Below are 16,334 nucleotides of genomic sequence, written 5' to 3'. Positions count from 1 at the left end.
GATCGGCGGGTTCGGCGGGTTCGGATCACAGGTCGTTCAGGGCCTTGTCGAGGTCGGCTGCCAGCGCCTGGAGGTACGGGGAGCGCATGACGCTGTAGTGGTCGCCGGGCACGTCGACGCTCTCGGCCTGGTCGCCGAGGATGTCCAGCCACTGCCGGGTGGTCGCGGCGGTGGCCCCGTCCATGGCCCGCAGGAGCCGGACCCTGCCCCGGTACGCAGCGGGCTCGTGGTCGGCCAGCGCGCGGCTGAGCCGCAGGAACCGGCCCGCGAGCCGTTCCAGGGTGGCGCCGTCGATCTCGTCCGGCAAGACGGCAGCGTGCCGGGCCCGCGTCAGCAGTTCCTCGATCGGGGACCGGTCGCCCGTGGGCTCGAACTCGGCCGGCTCGGGGTTCCAGTCGCTTCCCGCCAGCCCGGCCAGGTCGCGGGCGAACCGGGCCAGCAGCGCCGCGTCGGAGGCGGGTTCGGCGCGGCCGGGCGGTTCGAGCAGGTCCACGGCCGCGACGAGCTCGACCGTCCCGCCCCGCCCGGCGAGCAGGCGGGCGATCTCCAGCGCGATCACGCCGCCCATGGACCAGCCACCGAGCCGGTACGGGCCGTCCGGGAACCGTTCGGTGATCGCGTCGGCGTAGTGTGCGGCCAGGTCGGCCACAGTCTGCTGCGCGGGTTCGAGGTCGGGGTACTGGAGGGCGTGAATCGGCTGGTCGTCGTCCAGGAGGGCGCCGAGCCCGGCGTAGCAGAGCACGTCGCCGCCGACCGGGTGGACGAAGATCAATGGTGGCCGGGTCCCGCCGTCCCGGACCGTGACCAGGGCCGCCCGGCCTTCGTCGCCGGCCTGGTCGCGCAGCACCTCGGCGAGTGACTCGACGGTCGGCCGGGCGAGCAGCGTGGCCACCGGCAGCGACCGGCCGGTGCGCTGCCGGATCCGGGCCATCATCCGCACCGCGAGCATCGAGTCGCCGCCGAGGTCGAAGAAGTTCGCGGTGACGCCGACGGTCCCGTCGGCGGGCTCGAAGAACTCGGCCCAGATCCCGGCGAGGATCCGTTCGGTCGCATCGCGCGGTGCGACCGCCTTACCGGAGCACGCGGCCGTCTCCTCGGGCGACGGCAGGTGGTGGCGGTCCACCTTGCCGTTGCCGGTCAGCGGCAGCTCGTCCAGGAGGACGATGCGGGCGGGCACCATGTAGCCGGGCAGTTCCCGGCCGAGCGCCTCGCGCAGCTCATCCTCGGAGGTATCCGACACCGCGTACCCGACGAGCCGTCTGGGGCCGCCCCGCTCGCCCTCGGCCACCACGGCCGCCGCGCGGACGTCCGGTCGGCGCAGCAGCGCCGCCTCGACCTCGCCGAGCTCGATCCGATGCCCGTGGATCTTCACCTGGAAGTCCGCGCGCCCCAGAAACTCGATGTCGCCGTCCGGCAGGTAACGGCCGAGGTCACCGGTCCGGTAGAGCCGCTCCCCCGTCACCGGGTGGCGCAGGAACGCCGCCCGGGTCTTCGCCTCGTCGCCGAGGTAGCCGCGGGCCAGGCCGGCACCGGCGATGTACAGGTCGCCGGGGACCCAGGTCGGGCGCGGCCGCAACGCCTCGTCCAGCACGTGGAAGCGCTGGTTCCGCATCGGCCTGCCGTACGGGATGCTCGTCCAGTCCGGGTCCACTCGGGCGATCGGGTACAGGATCGACCAGATGGACGCCTCGGTCGCGCCGCCCAGGCTGCAGACCCGCGCGTTCGGCAGGATCGAGGCGATGGCGCCGGGGAGGGTGACGGAGATCCAGTCGCCGCTCATCATCACCACCCGCAGCGACGGCGGGCCGCCGAGGACCCGCACGTGTTCGACGAACATCTCCATCAGCGCGGGGACGCTGTTCCAGATCGTCACGCGGTGCCGGTTCACCAGTTCCAGCCAGGCGGCCGGTTCGCGCTGCGCCGACGCGTCGGGCAGGATCAGGGCTCCGCCGACCGCGAGCAGGCCGAACACGTCGTAGACCGAGAGGTCGAAGTTGAGCGCGGACAGGGCCAGTACGCGGTCGTGTGCGGTCACGCCGTACCGGTCGTTGATGTCCTGGATCGTGTTGACCGCGCCGGTGTGCTCGATCATCACGCCCTTCGGAACCCCGGTGGAACCCGAGGTGAAGATGACGTAGGCGAGATCGTCAGGCCTGGCCGGGGAAGGCGGCAGGAGGCCGCTCGCACCGGTGTCCTCCGGCTCGGTGTCGACGTGCAGCGCGCGGGTTCCGTCCGGCAGGTCGAGCCCGTCCGCGACCGCCGACCGGGTCAGCACCAGCTCGATACCGGCCGCCTCCATGATCATCCGAAGTCGGCGGCCGGGCGCGGCGGCGTCGACCGGCACGTAGGCGGCCCCGGCCTTGAGGATGCCCAGCGCCGCGACGACCTGCTCCCAACTCTTGTCCATCACGATGCCGACGAGCACGCCAGGGCCCGCGCCGCGGTCGATCAGCCACCGGGCGATCCGGTCGGAGCGGCGGTCCACCTCGCCGTAGCTGAGGGTCCGGGCGGCGGTGATGACGGCGGGCGCGTCCGGCCGGGTCTCGACCTGCCGCAGGAACGCGTCGTGCAGCAGTTCGGAAGGGACGGGGGCGTCCGTGGCGTTGACGGCCTTCCGAATCTCCAGGTCGGCCACCGGCGCGAGCACGGACGGCGGGCGGCTCCACGCCCCCTCGCCGCACAGGTCCCGCACCAGGTCCAGGTAGGCGTCCCACATCCCGTCGACGACACCGTCGGGGAACATCTCCTCCACCACGTCCCAGTTGAGGACCAGTTCCCCGGCCTCCTCCAGGGCCTGGTGGTCGAGCCACACCTGCGGCGTCCGTACCGAGCTGGACGCCAGCCTGCCGGAGGCGCCGAGCGTGGTCAGTGCCGTGAGCGCGCCGCGCTCACCGTCGCCCCGCCCCGAGAAGCCGATCGTGCTGGTGAAGACCACGGGCATGCTCGCCAGGCCGGTCCCGCCCCGGGTGCGGTTGAGCTCGCGCAGCACCTCGACGCCGCTGACGTACCCGTGTTCGAGGTCGGTCAGCAACTGGTTCTGCAACCGCGTGGCGCCTGAGGCGAAGGCCTCGGCGGGGGCGGCGTCGACTTCCAGCAGGGTGGTCGCGCTGAGGTTCCCGATGACCCTGCCGGCGTCCTCGTGCAGCGGCCGCCGGTTGAACGCCAGCAGGTTGAGCGTGAAGCGCGGCGAGGCGCTCCAGGCGCCCAGCACCTGCGCATACGCGGTGCACAGGGCGGCCGAAGGCGAGACGCCCGCCGCGGCGGCGTTGTCCTTGAAGCGCTGCCATGCCCCTGGCTCGATCCGGGCCGTGCGGTGGGTGAATACCGGCCGCAGTGGCGCGGATCCCGGTCGCAGCGGCAGCAGGGGCGCGGGCGGGAGGGCGGCGACCCGTGCCTGCCAGTAGGCGAGCGACTTCTCGCGCAGCGCGGCATCCGTCTCGGCGGCGGCGAGCACGTAGTCGCGGTAGGTGATGGCGGGGGCGGGCGCCACGGGCGTCCCGCAGCGGTAGGCCTGCGCCCACTCCCGGAACAGCAGCCCGGAGCTCCGGCCGTCGATGATCAGCGCGTCGAAATTGAGGTGCAGCCGGGTCGTGCGCGCGTCGAGCAGGGTCGCCCGGACGTCGAACAGCGGCCAGACCTCGGTGTCGAAGACCTGGTCCCGCATCTCCTCGTGGATCTTCGCCAGGCGGCGGGCCCGTTCGGCGTCGTCGCACGTCCGCAGGTCGACCGTGGCGATCTGATAGTCGGGGACCTCGGCGAGCACCCGCTGGTGCCCGTCCCTGGACACGACCGCACGGAGCATGTCGTGCCGGTCGATGAGGTGCCGCAAGGAGGCGGCGAGCCGGTCGAGGTCGGTCTCCTCGAGGTCGATCTCGACGAGGAAGGAGGTGGAGACGTTACCGAGCTCGAAGGCGTCGGTCCGGCCGACCAGGTAGGCCTGCTGGAGGTCGGTGAGCGGGAATGGCTCGTGGCGGGCCGCCGGGTCGGCGACCAGCGTCGCCCCGGGCTCCTCGGTCCGGTCCGCGCCGCCGCCGCGGGCCGCCTGGACGGTCCGCGCGATCTCGGTGACGCTCCGGCCGTCCAGCAGATCGGGCAGCGGAAGGTCAACGCCGAGCCGCCGGGCGAGGGTTTGCCGGATGTCCATCGCGATCAGCGAGTCGACGCCCAGGCTCCGCAGCGACAGGTGCAGGTCGTCGCCGGTGACGGCCGCGCCGCGCGCCCGGCCGACGATGCCGACCACCAGCTCGGCAACGTTCTCGGTCTCCGGTGCGGCGGGCCCCTCCGTTTCGGGCTCGGCGGGCCCGGCCGCGCCGGGCACCGCTTCCAGGCGTACGCCGTCGGCGAGCGCCACGGGCGTGCCGTCGGCGCCGACGAGCCGTACCTGTGCCACCAGCGGCCCGCCGTGAGTCGGTGCCTGATCCCTGCGGGGGCCGCCCGTCCAGAGCCAGTAGCGCTCGCGCTGGAACGGGTATCCGGGCAGCCGCGCGGGCGGCCCGGCGGGCTCGCCGTGCACGCGCGTCCAGTCGATCCGGACGCCTCGGGTGTAGAGCGCGCCGAGGCTGTCGAGGAGCGTGCGCCGGGCGTCTTTCCCCTCGCGCAGCGACGGCAGGAACGCGGTGTGCTCGGTCGTCCGGACCTGGTCGAGAAGCGGCGAGGCGGGCCCGATCTCCACGAAGATCCGGTGTCCGTCCCGCAGCAGCGCGGCGATCTTGTCGGTGAACCGCTCCGGCTCGGCGGCGTCCGCCGGAGTCCGGGCCGCCGCCTTCAGCGCGTCCTCCAGGCTCATCGTGCCCGTGACGCACGCGGCCACCAGCTCGCCGATGCCGTGGCCCACGACGGCGACGGGCTCCACCCCCCACGACCGCCACAGCTCGGCGAGCGCGTACTGGACGGCGAACGGCGAGGGCCGGCCGCCGTGCGCCTCGGCGCACTGATCCAAGGCGCGGCGGAAGACCGGCTCGGCCCCGGCCAGCTCGGCGGCCGCGTGGGCGAACTGCGAGTCCAGGCGGCCGGTGAGGAGAAACACCGGGCCCCGGCTGGTCTCCGGGGTCCGCGCGCCGACGCGGACGCCGGGCGGCGGCGCCTCGTCCTGGCGCGTCCGGGTGAGGAGGTCCCGCAGCTCGGCGCAGGAGGACGCGACGGCGGTGAGCCGGTGCGTGAAGTGCGCCCGCCCGAGGCTCGTGGTCCGGCAGATCGACGCGAGCGGATCGCCGTCGGCGCCGTCGGCGAGCAGGTCGGCGTAGCGCGCGGTGAGCTCGGCCAGTGCGGCCGGTGTCTTGGCCGACAGGGTCAGCAGGCGTGGCCCGTCCTGCTCGGCGGCCCGGACCTCCTCGCCGGGCGGCACCTCTTCGAGGATGACCGGGGCTTCTTCGATGATCACGTGTGCGTTGGTGCCGCTGATGCCTTGCGAGGACACCGCAGCGCGTTTCGGCCCTGACGTCTCGGGCCACGCGGTCTCCTCGGCGACGAGCTCGACCGCGCCCGCCGACCAGTCGACGTGCGGGGTGGGCTCGTCCACGTACAGGGTGGCGGGGAGCCTGCCGTGTCGCATCGACAGCACCGTCTTCATGACCCCGGCGACGCCCGCCGCCGCCTGGGAGTGCCCGATGTTGGGCTTCAGCGAGCCGAGCCGCAGCGGCCGGTCCCGATCACACCCGTAGGCGGCCAGCAGGGCGCGCGCCTCGATCGGGTCGCCGAGCGGGGTGCCGGTGCTGCTCGCCTCCACCACCTGGACGTCACCGGGTGACAGCCGCGCGTCCTTCAGCGCCTGTCCGATGACCCGCTGTTGCGCGGACCCGCTCGGTGCGGTGAAGCCGTTGCTGGCGCCGTCCTGGTTCACCGCGCTGCCGCGCACCACGGCCAGCACGGGGTGGCCCAGCCGTCGCGCGTCCGACAGCCGTTCCACCAGCAGCACGCCCACGCCCTCGGAGAGCCCGCTTCCTTCGGCGCCGGCCGAGAACGGGCGGCACCGGCCGTCCGGCGACAGGCCCCGCATGCGGGTGAACTCGGTGAACAGCTGCGGTGTGGCCATGATCGTCGCGCCGCCCGCCAGCGCCATCGTGCACTCGCCGCGGCGCAGCGACTGGACGGCCAGGTGCAGCGCGACCAGCGAGGACGAGCAGGCCGTCTGCACGGTGATCGCCGGGCCGCGCAGGCCGAGCGTGTAGGAGATCCGGCCGGACGCGGCGCCGCCCACCGACCCGGTCGTCAGGAAGCCCTCGGCCTCCTCGGGCACGTCGCCGCGCCCCAGCCCGTAGTCGTGGCAGGACAGCCCGGCGAACACGCCGGTCTCGGTGTCACGCACCGACTCCGGATCGATCCCGGCGTCCTCGAAGGCCCGCCAGGCGGTCTCGAGCAGCAGCCGTTGCTGCGGGTCCATGGCCAGGGCCTCGCGCGGGCTGATCCCGAAGAAGCCCGCGTCGAAGTCCGCCGCGTCGTAGAGGAAGCCGCCGGAGCCGGTCAGGCTCCGGCCGCCGTTCTCGGGGTCGTGCAGGCCGTCGTCCCAGCCCCGGTCACGGGGGAAGGCGCCGACGCTCTCCCCGCCCGAGGCCAGCAGCCGCCACAGGGCGGCGGGCGAGTCGATCCCGCCCGGATAGCGGCACGCCATGCCGACGATCGCGATCGGCTCCCGGTCATCCTCCTCCAGCTCGCGCAGGCGCTCGCGCGCCTGGTGCAGGTCGAGGGTAAGGCGCTTGAGGTATCCGAGCAGCTTCCCGTCTGATGCTGATTCCATGACGGATCGGTCCTTCGTGGGGGGTCAGGTGAGCTGGCGGTCGATGAAGTCGAGCAGTTCTTCGGCGGTCGCGGCTTCGACGAGCGCCGTCACGTCCGCCTCGATGTCCCGGGAGGCGTCCTGCGGGGCGGCCGGGGCCTCCTCAGGCGGTACGAGTTCGGTGTCCAGGACGGCGACGAGCTCGGGAAGCGTCGGCGCCTCGAACAGCAGGGTGAGGGGGAGCTTGAGGTCCGTCGCCGCGCTGAGGCGGTTGCGGAACTCGACCGAGGTGAGTGAGTCGAACCCGAGCTCGCCGAACGGCCTGTCGTCCGGGATCACCTCGGGCCGGGAGCCCAGCACGGCGGCCATGTGGGTCCGGACCAGGTCGGCCAGGATGCCGGCGCGTTCACCGGCGGCCAGGCCGGACAGCTCGTCCCGCAGCGGCCGGTGCCGCCGGTGTTCGGGGACGTTCCCGGGCCGCCCCGCTCCGGCGGCCGCCACGACCTCGCGAAGGACTGGCGGAAGGTCCGTTCCGAGGTCGCGAAGGATCTCGCGGTCGAGCCGGGCGGGCGCCAGGACGGCGTGCGGTGACGGCAGTGCCGCCTCCAGCAGGGCCAGGCCGTGCTCGGGAGCCATCTCCACGAGCCCGGCCCGGGCGAAGCGGGCGCGGTCGGCGTCGGTGAGGGCGCCGATCATGCCGTCCGGGTCGTCCCACAGCCCCCAGGCCAGCGCGAGGGCGGGCAGGCCCTGCGCGCGGCGGTGCCGGGCGAGCGCGTCGAGGAACGCGTTGGCGGCGGTGTAGCCGCCCTGCCCGGCGCCGCCGAGCGTCCCCGTGATCGAGGAGACCAGGACGAACGCGGTGAGTGGGTGGCTCGCGGTCAGCTCGTGCAGATGCCAGGCCCCGTCGGCCTTGACGCGCATCACCCGGTCGATCTGTTCGGGGGTGAGCGAGGTGATCGGCGCGTCGTCGACCACGCCCGCGGCGTGGATCACGGCGGTCAGCGGGTGCCGGTCGGGGACGGCTTCGATCACCGCGGCGACGGCGTCCCGGTCGGCGACGTCCACGGCCGCGAACCTCACCTCGGTGCCGAGCCCGTTCAGGCCGGCCGCCAGCTCGGCCGCTCCTGGCGCGTCACCGCCGCGGCGTCCGGCCAGCAGGAGCCGTCGTGCGCCGTGTTCGGTGACCAGGTGCCGGGCGATGGCCCGGCCGATGGCGCCGGTCCCGCCGGTGATCAGGACGGTTCCGTCCGGGTCGAGGATCGGCGGGACGGTGAGCACGACCTTGCCGACGTGGGTGCCCTGGCGCAGCAGCCCGAAGGCTTCGGGCGCGCGCCGGACGTCCAGGTCGGTGACGGCGGGCCAGGTGAACACGCCCTCGGCGAACAGCTCGACCGCTCGGTTCAGCAGGCGGGCGAGGTGCTCGGGCGGCAACTGGAGGAGGTTGAATGCCTGGTGGCGCGCACCGGGATGCGCGGTGGCCACCTCGGCGGGATCGCGCGGGTCGGTCCTGCCCAGTTCGACCAGGAGCCCGCCAGGACGCAGCAGCCGCAGCGACTCGTCGACGAGCTCGCCGGTCAGCGAGTTCAGGACCACCGCCATGCGCCGGCCACCCGCCCCGAAGCGTTCGCCGAATCCGGGCTCGCGGGACGAGGCGAGGTGGTCGTCGTCGACGCCGAGGGCACGCAGTGCGGGCCACTTGGCGGGACTCGCGGTCGCGTAGACCTCCGCGCCCAGGTGCCGGGCCAGTTGGACGGCGGCCATGCCGACGCCGCCCGCCCCGGCATGAATCAGGACGGGGTCACCCGCGCTCACGCCCCCCAGCTCGATCAGAGCGTGCAGGGCGGTCAGGTGGGCGACCGGCACGGCGGCGGCCCGGGTGAACGACCAGCCGTCGGGGATCTTGACGAGGGTGCGGTGGTCGGCGTGGGCCACCGTGCCGAACGCGGCGGGGAACAGGCCCATCACCCGGTCGCCGGTGGCCAGGCCGGTGACACCGGGCCCGGTCGCGGTGACCACGCCCGCGCCTTCCAGGCCGAGCGGGCCGGGGTCGCCGGGGTGCATGTCGAGCGCGCCCAGGACGTCGTGGAAGTTGAGCCCGGCGGCGCGGACCGCGATCCGGACCTGGCCGGGGCCGGGTTCGGCGGCGGCCTCGGGGCAGGGCCGGACCGCCAGGGCCGTGAGGGTGCCACGTTCGGGGATGTCCAGCCGCCAGGCGGTCGCGTCCTCGGGGAGCCGGAGCGCGGGATCACCCACTGCGGACACGAGCCGGGGCACCAGGACGGCGCCGCCACGGACCGCCGCCTGGTTCTCGTCCAGCGCCAGTGCCGCGGCCGGAACCTCGGTGGCGTCAGCGGCGAGGTCGACCAGGGCGAACCGGCCCGGGTGTTCGACCTGCGCTGTCCGCACCAGGCCCCAGACCGCCGCCTGCGCGAGGTCCCGGACGGTCTCGCCGGGCCGGACGGCAACGGCCCCACGGGTGACCAGCGCCAGGCGGGTCCCGGCGAGCCGGTCCTCGGCCAGCCAACGGCCGAGCAGATCCCGCGTCCGGTGGGCCGCCTTCCTGGCCGCCGTCGCCGCGTCGGTCCCGTCCTCGCCGACCGGGCAGCTCACGACGGCGTGCTCGGGTGGCTCGGCCGCCGCGAGCAGCGCGTCCAGGTCGAGGGCGTCCCACGAGACCGGCACCTGCCCGGTCGGCGAGCCGGCCGTCGGCTCGGGCAGCGGTTCCCAGCCCAGCGCGAACAGGGAGCCGCGCGCCACGGCGGCGGGATCGGCCGGACGGCCCGCTGCGACCGGACGGAGTTCCACCGACTCGACCAGCCCCGCCGGGTCTCCCGAGGCGTCGAGCAGGGTCAGGGGGAGGCCTCCGTCCACGGCGGGCGCTGCGTGAACCCGCAGCGACGCGCGGCCACCCGCACCGAACAGGGACACTCCGCGCCAGCGCAGCGGCTGCACGCGCTGCCCCTCGCGGCCCAGGGCGTCGGCGATCAGGCCGTGCAGGGACGCGTCGAGCAGGGCGGGGTGCAGGTGGTAAGCCCCGGCGTTCGCGGCCTCCGGCTCGGGCAGGACGGCCTCGGAGAACTGCTCACCGCCGCGTCGCCAGGCGGCCCGCAGCCCCTGGAACACCGGCCCGTGCTCGTACCCCCGCAGGCCGAGGTCGTCGTACATGCGGGCCAGCGGTAGCGGCGTCGCGTCGGCGGGCGGCCAGTCCACGGGGGCCGGGACCGGTGCCGTGGCCGTGTCGGCGCCGAGGGTGCCGGTGGCGTGCTCGATCCACTCCCCGCCGGTCGCCCGGCCCGATATCCGGCAGGTCCGAAGCCCGTCGCGGTCCTCGCCCGCCACCCGGACGCGCAGGTCGACGGCGCCGTCCTCCGGGAGTTCCATGAGCGTGGAGACCGTCAGCTCCTCGACCCGTGCCGTCCCGGCCTTCGCGCCCGCGTGCAGTGCCAGCTCCAGGAACGCGGTGCCTGGCACGACGATCGTCCCCGAGAGGGCGTGGTCGGCCAGCCAAGGATGGGCACGACTCGACAGCCGCCCGGTGAACACCGTCTCGCCGTCGCCGAGATCGACGGCCGCGCCGAGCAGGGGATGGTCGGCCGAGGCCTGGCCGAGGTCGGCCATGCCGGACGGCCCGGGCGTGCCCGTGAGCCAGTAGCGACGACGTTGGAAGGGGTAGGTGGGCAGGTCGACGTGGACGGCGGCCGTTCCGGTGAACCGTTCCCACGCGATGGGCAGGCCCTGGACGTAGGCCTCGGCGGCGGAGGTGAGGAACCGGCGCAGGTCCCCGTCGTCGCGGCGCAGCGAGCCGGTCACGATCCCGTCGACTCCGGCCTCCTCGAGGATCTGGCCGGTGCTGCCGACCAGCACCGGGTGCGGGCTGACCTCGACGAACGTGGTGTGGCCGGACGCGATGAGCGCTTCGACCGCCTCCTGGAAGCGCACGGTGTGCCGCAGGTTCTGGTACCAGTAGGACGCGTCGAGCTCGCCGCCCTCCTGCCAGTCGGCGGTGACCGAGGACATCAGCGCGATCTCGCCGGTGCGCGGCGCCAGCGGCGCCAGCTCGGCCAGGATCTTCTCGCGGATCGGTTCGACCGCCGGGCAGTGCGAGGCGAAGGCCGCCGCGATCACGCGGGCGTTGACGCCCTCGCCCTGGTAGGTGTCGACCAGCTCGGCGATCGCGTCCGGGGCTCCGGCCACGGCGGTGGTGGCCGGTCCGTTGATCGCGGCGATGCTCAGCGTGCCGAGCCGTTCCCGCACCCGCTCCGCAGGCAGCGGGATCACGGCCATCGCCCCCTGGCCCATCAGGTCGACGGCCACGCTGCTGCGCAACGCAATAGCGCGGGCGCCGTCGTCGAGGGAGAGCGCCCCGGCCACGACAGCGGCGGCGATCTCGCCCTGGGAGTGGCCGACCACGGCGTCCGGGACGACCCCAGCCGACCGCCACAGCTCGGCCAGCGACACCATCACGGCCCACAGCGCGGGCTGCACGACGTCGATCCGGTCGAGCAGGGGCGCGCCGTCCAGGACGTCGGCCAGCGACCAGTCGATGTACGGCGCGAGCGCCCGCTCGCACTCGGCCAGGCGGGCGGCGAAGACGGGGTTCTCGGCGGCGAGCGCCGATGCCATGCCCCGCCACTGGCCGCCCTGTCCGGGAAAGACCAGAACGGTCCGGCCGGGCTCGCCGGCGCGGCCGGTGACGACACCGGGGGCCTCCTCGGCGCGGGCCAGTGCGTCCAGGGCCCGATCGGCCTCCTGCCGGTCACGGGCGATCACTACGGCGCGCTCGTCGAGGGAGGTCCTGGCGGTCAGGGCCGGTGCCGCGCCGACCGGGTCGAGCGGCTCGGCGGTCAGCATCCGGGCCTGCTCCCGCAGCGCGTCCGGTGTCCGGGCCGACAGGACGATCGGCACCACGGGCGGCCGCACCGGCTCTTGCGCGGGTTCGGCCTCGGCAGGCGGCTCCGCCAGGATCACGTGCGCGTTGGTGCCGCTGATCCCGAACGAGGAGACGCCGCCGCGCCGGGGCCCGCCGGTGTCCGGCCAGGGACGGGCCTGGTCGAGCAGGGCCACCGACCCGGCCGACCAGTCCACGTGCGGGGACGGCTCGTCGGCGTGCAGCGTGGCGGGCAGCGTCGCGTTCCGGATGGCCTGGACCATCTTGATGACGCCGCCGACGCCGGCCGCCGCCTGCGCATGTCCGATGTTGGATTTGAGGGACCCCAGCCACAGCGGCCGGTCCCGATCGCGCCCGTAGACGGCCAGCAGGGCGTTGGCCTCGATCGGGTCGCCGAGTGCGGTGCCGGTCCCGTGCGCCTCCACGGCGTCGACCTGCTGCGGCGCGAGCCCGGCATCGGCAAGGGCGTCCTCGATGACGCGCTGTTGGGCGACGCCGCTCGGCGCGGACAGCCCGTTGGAGGCGCCGTCGGAGTTGACGGCGCTTCCGGCGATGACCGCCAGCACGGGGTGGCCGTGGCGGCGGGCGTCCGAGAGCCGTTCGATCACGAGCATGCCCGCGCCCTCGCCCCACCCGGTGCCGTCCGCCTGGGCGGAGAAGGCCTTGCAGCGGCCGTCGGCGGCCAGCACCCGCTGGCGGGAGAGCTCCACGAACATGCCGGGGGTCGCCATGACCGTGACCCCGCCGGCCAGGGCGAGCGAGCATTCTCCGGTCCGCACCGACCGCACCGCCTGGTGCACCGCGACCAGCGAGGCCGAGCACGCGGTGTCCACGGTCAGCGCGGGCCCGTTCAGGCCGAGGACATAGGCGATCCGTCCGGAGATAACGCTCGCGCTGGTGCCGGTCAGCAGGTGTCCTGCGACGCCGTGCCCGGCCGCCTCCATGCTCGGCCCGTAGCCGGAGTGCATCGCCCCGGCGAACACGCCGGTCCGGCTGCCCTCCAGTGTCGCGGGGTCGATCCCGGCGCGCTCCAGCGCCTCCCACGTGACTTCCAGCAGGAGCCGTTGCTGCGGGTCCATGGCGAGGGCTTCACGCGGGCTGATCCCGAAGAACTCCGCGTCGAACTCCGTCACGTCCCGCACGAAGCCGCCCTGACGGACGTAGGACGTCCCGATCCGTTCCGGCTCCGGGTGACGGAGCGTCGCCAGGTCCCAGCCGCGGTCGTCGGGGAAGTCGCCGATGGCGTCCGTTCCGGTGTCGACCAGGTTCCACAGATCATCGGGCGAGCGCACTCCGCCGGGGAACCGGCAGGCCATGCCGACGATGACCACGGGGTCGTCATCGTCGGCCCGCTCCCGCACGACCGCCGGGGAACCACCAGTGGACGCGCCCGCCTTCAGCTCACCGATCGCGGCGGCCAGGGCGGCCGGGCTCGGGTGGTCGTACAGGACGGTGCTCTCCAGGTTCAGCCCCGTCGCGGTCGACAGCCGGTTGCGCAGTTCGAGCGTCATGGCCGAGTCCAGGCCCATCTCCCGGAACGTCCGGCCGGGCCGGACGTCGCCGGCCGACCCGGCGCCCAGCACGACCGCCGTGAGGCTCCGGACCAGCTCCAGCACCGGTCTCCGGTCCACGACCACGGCCGGAGCCGGGTTCGCGTCAGGCACCTGCTCGGTGCCCCCGGGCATCCCGGACGGCCAGCAGGAGCGACGCTGGAACGGGTAGGTCGGCAGGTCGGCCAGCGGCGCCGAACCGGGCAGCAGCGCGGCCCAGTCCACCGCGACGCCGCGCACGAAGGCCTCGGCCGCCGCCGTGAGGAACCGGCGACGGTCCCCGTGGCCGCGCCGGAGCGTGCTCAGCGCGGCGCCGTCCCCGCCGTACACGTCAATTGCCTGCCGGATGCCCATCGCCAGCACCGGATGTGGGCTGACCTCCAGGAACGTCGAGTGGCCCGAGTTCAGCAGTTCCTCGACGGCCGGTCCGAACCGCACCGGCTCGCGCAGGTTGCGGAACCAGTACCTGGGGTCCAGTTCGGCGGTGTCGATCGGTTCCGCGGTGACGGTCGAGTAGAACGGCACGCCGGTGGAGCGCGGGGCGATCCCGGCGAAGGCGGTGAGCAGTTCCTCCCGCAGTTCCTCGACAGCCGCGCTGTGCGAGGCGTAGTCGATCGGAACCCGCCGAGTCCGCACCTCCTGCCCGTAGTGGGCGGCCAGCGCGTCGAGCGCGGCGACCGGCCCCGCGACCACCGTGTGCGCGGGGCCGTTGACCGCCGCGATCGACAGCGAAGCCGCCCCCACGGTGAGGTCCCGCCCCACCCGTTCGGCTGGAAGTTCCACCGCCAGCAACCCGCCACGACCCGCGATCCGGTTCAGCACCCGGCTGCGCAGGGCCACGATCCGCGCGCCGTCCTGGAGCGACAGGGCGCCCACGGCGGTGGCGGCGGCGATCTCGCCCTGCGAGTGGGCCACCACGGCGGCGGGCTCCACCCCGGCCGAGCGCCACAGCGCGGCCAGCGACACCATCACCGCCCACAACGCGGGCTGGATCACCTCGTCGCCCTCCAGCGGCGGCGCACCGGGGACACCGCGCAGGACATCGATCAGCGACCAGTCCACGTACGGGCGCAGCGCGTCGGCGCATTCGCCGATCCGATCGGCGAAGACCGCGGAGGTCTCGATCAGCTCCGCTGCCATGCCCGCCCACTGCGAGCCCTGGCCGGGGAAGACGAAGACCGGCCGGACCGGCGGCCCCTCGTGACGGCCCTCCACCACGGCCGCCGACGGCTGCCCGGCCGACCGTGCCTCCAGTTCGGCGAGGAAGCCGTCCCGGTCGTCCGCGACGACGACGGAGCGGTGTTCGAACGTGGTGCGGGTGACGGCCAGCGACCGTCCCACCGAGGCCACCCCGAGCTCCGGGCGCGCCTCCACATGAGCGCGCAGCCGTTCGGCCTGGTCACGCAGCCCGGGTTCGTCACGCCCTGACAGGACCCAGGGCAGCGCCCCAGCCTCGCCTTCGCCGACGACACGTTCCGCGCCCTGCCGGTTCGAGAGGCTGTGCCAGTCCGAAAGGATGATGTGGCAGTTGGTACCGCCGATCCCGAACGAGCTGACCCCCGCGACCAGCGGCCCCTCCGGCGAAGGCCAAGACCGGGTCTCGGTGTTCACCCGCAGATGCAGTTCGTCGAGGGGGATCCGCTCACCGGGCCCGGAGTGGTTCAGGCTGGGAACGAGTTCGCGCTCGCTGAGGCACAGAACGGCCTTGATGAACCCGGCGATCCCGGCCGCGCCCTCCAGATGACCGATGTTCGTCTTCACCGACCCGACCAGGAGCGGGGCGTCCTTCGTGCGGGCCGAGCCCAACGTCGCACCAAGCGCGGCGGCCTCGATCGGGTCGCCGATCCGCGTCCCTGACCCGTGCAACTCGACGTACTGGACTTCGCCCGGCTCGACGCCCGCGTCGGCACAGGCGGCGAGGAGCACCCGCTCCTGCGACGCACGGCCCGGCGTCGGCAGCGTCTCGGTCGCACCGTCGTTGTTCAGAGCACTGCCGCGGATGACGGCATGGATGCGGTCGCCGTCCCGGACGGCGGCTTCCAGGAGCTTGAGGACGACGACCCCGCCGCCCTCGCCCCGGACGTAGCCGTTCGCGCGAGCGTCGAAGGTGAAGCAGCGCCCGTCCGCCGACAGCGTCCCGGCCCGTTCCAGGGCCAGGGTGCTCTCCGGCGCGAGGATCAGGTTCACACCGCCGGCCAGAGCCAGGTCGGACTCACCACCCCGCAGACTCGCACACGCCAGGTGCACGGCGGCCAGCGACGACGACTGCCCGGTGTCCACCACCAGACTCGGACCGTTCAGGCCCAGCGTGTAGGAGATCCGGTTGGCGATCACACCACGCTGCAACCCGGTCAGCGCGTGCCCGGTCACCGCGTCGGGGCCCAGGCCGTGCAGCAGCGTCGCGTAGTCGTCGGCGATCACCCCAAGGAACACGCCCGTCCGGCTGCCCTCAAGGCCGCCCGGCAGGGTCCTGGCCTCCTCGAGGGCCTCCCAGGCCAGCTCAAGGGCCAGCCGCTGCTGCGGGTCCATGGCCACGGCCTCACGTCGCGAGATACCGAAGAACTCGGGATCGAACCCGTCCACCCGATCGAGGAACCCGCCGCGCGCCGGACCCCGGCCGCCACGTCGATCGGTGATCGCGTCACCGCCGCCACGCAGCAGCCGCCAGAACGCGCCCGGCCCGTCCACCCGCGGAAACCGGCAGCCGATCCCGACGACCGCGACCGCGCGTGCGGGGACATCACGCACGCCATGACCAGCAATGTCCATCATCGATGCACCCCGTAGTGAACCCAGATCGTCAGACAACAGATGACCAAAGAGGCTTGGCAGGTTGGGAAGTCGGCGGGCCTGCGACAACTCCCGCATTGCCCAAGCCGCCTGACCGAGCGTCAGAGACGTCAGGTATTTCTGCCTTGACCTTCCTGAAAATCCCTCGTCCTTTGCCGGCTACCAGCCGCGGCCGACTGCTTTCTCTCCCTGGGTCAACCGTGCCCGGCCTCCCACGCCGGCCGCCACCCAGACGGGCTGGTGACAAGTGGCAAGTGACAACCACTCACCGACGGAGGGAACGAAGACGAGCACGGCAGCGGCGCCCGAGCCGAATGGCCGCGCTGGGCGCGGAGATCCGCACCGTTGCACACGTTCCGGACGCCGCACAGCCGGTCCTGCCCCGTAGGCACGG

Annotated in this window: 2 protein-coding genes; both read right to left on the bottom strand. The window is 73.9% G+C overall.

The window, feature by feature from the left end:
- Positions 1-25: 25 nt before the first annotated feature.
- Positions 26-6,733: an amino acid adenylation domain-containing protein gene (locus tag ACZ38L_RS04090; RefSeq protein ID WP_465688992.1), complete on the bottom strand. Its 6,708-nt coding sequence runs from the start codon at positions 6,731-6,733 to the stop codon at positions 26-28.
- 24 nt (positions 6,734-6,757) lie between these two features.
- Positions 6,758-15,898: a type I polyketide synthase gene (locus ACZ38L_RS04085; RefSeq protein WP_465688990.1), complete on the bottom strand. Its 9,141-nt coding sequence runs from the start codon at positions 15,896-15,898 to the stop codon at positions 6,758-6,760.
- Between the last annotated feature and the right edge of the window lie 436 nt (positions 15,899-16,334).

It is taken from the genome of Kitasatospora sp. NPDC024654 (assembly GCF_055559155.1).
Note: the sequence above shows the minus strand (reverse complement) of the source record. Positions and strands in the feature narration are given on the sequence as shown.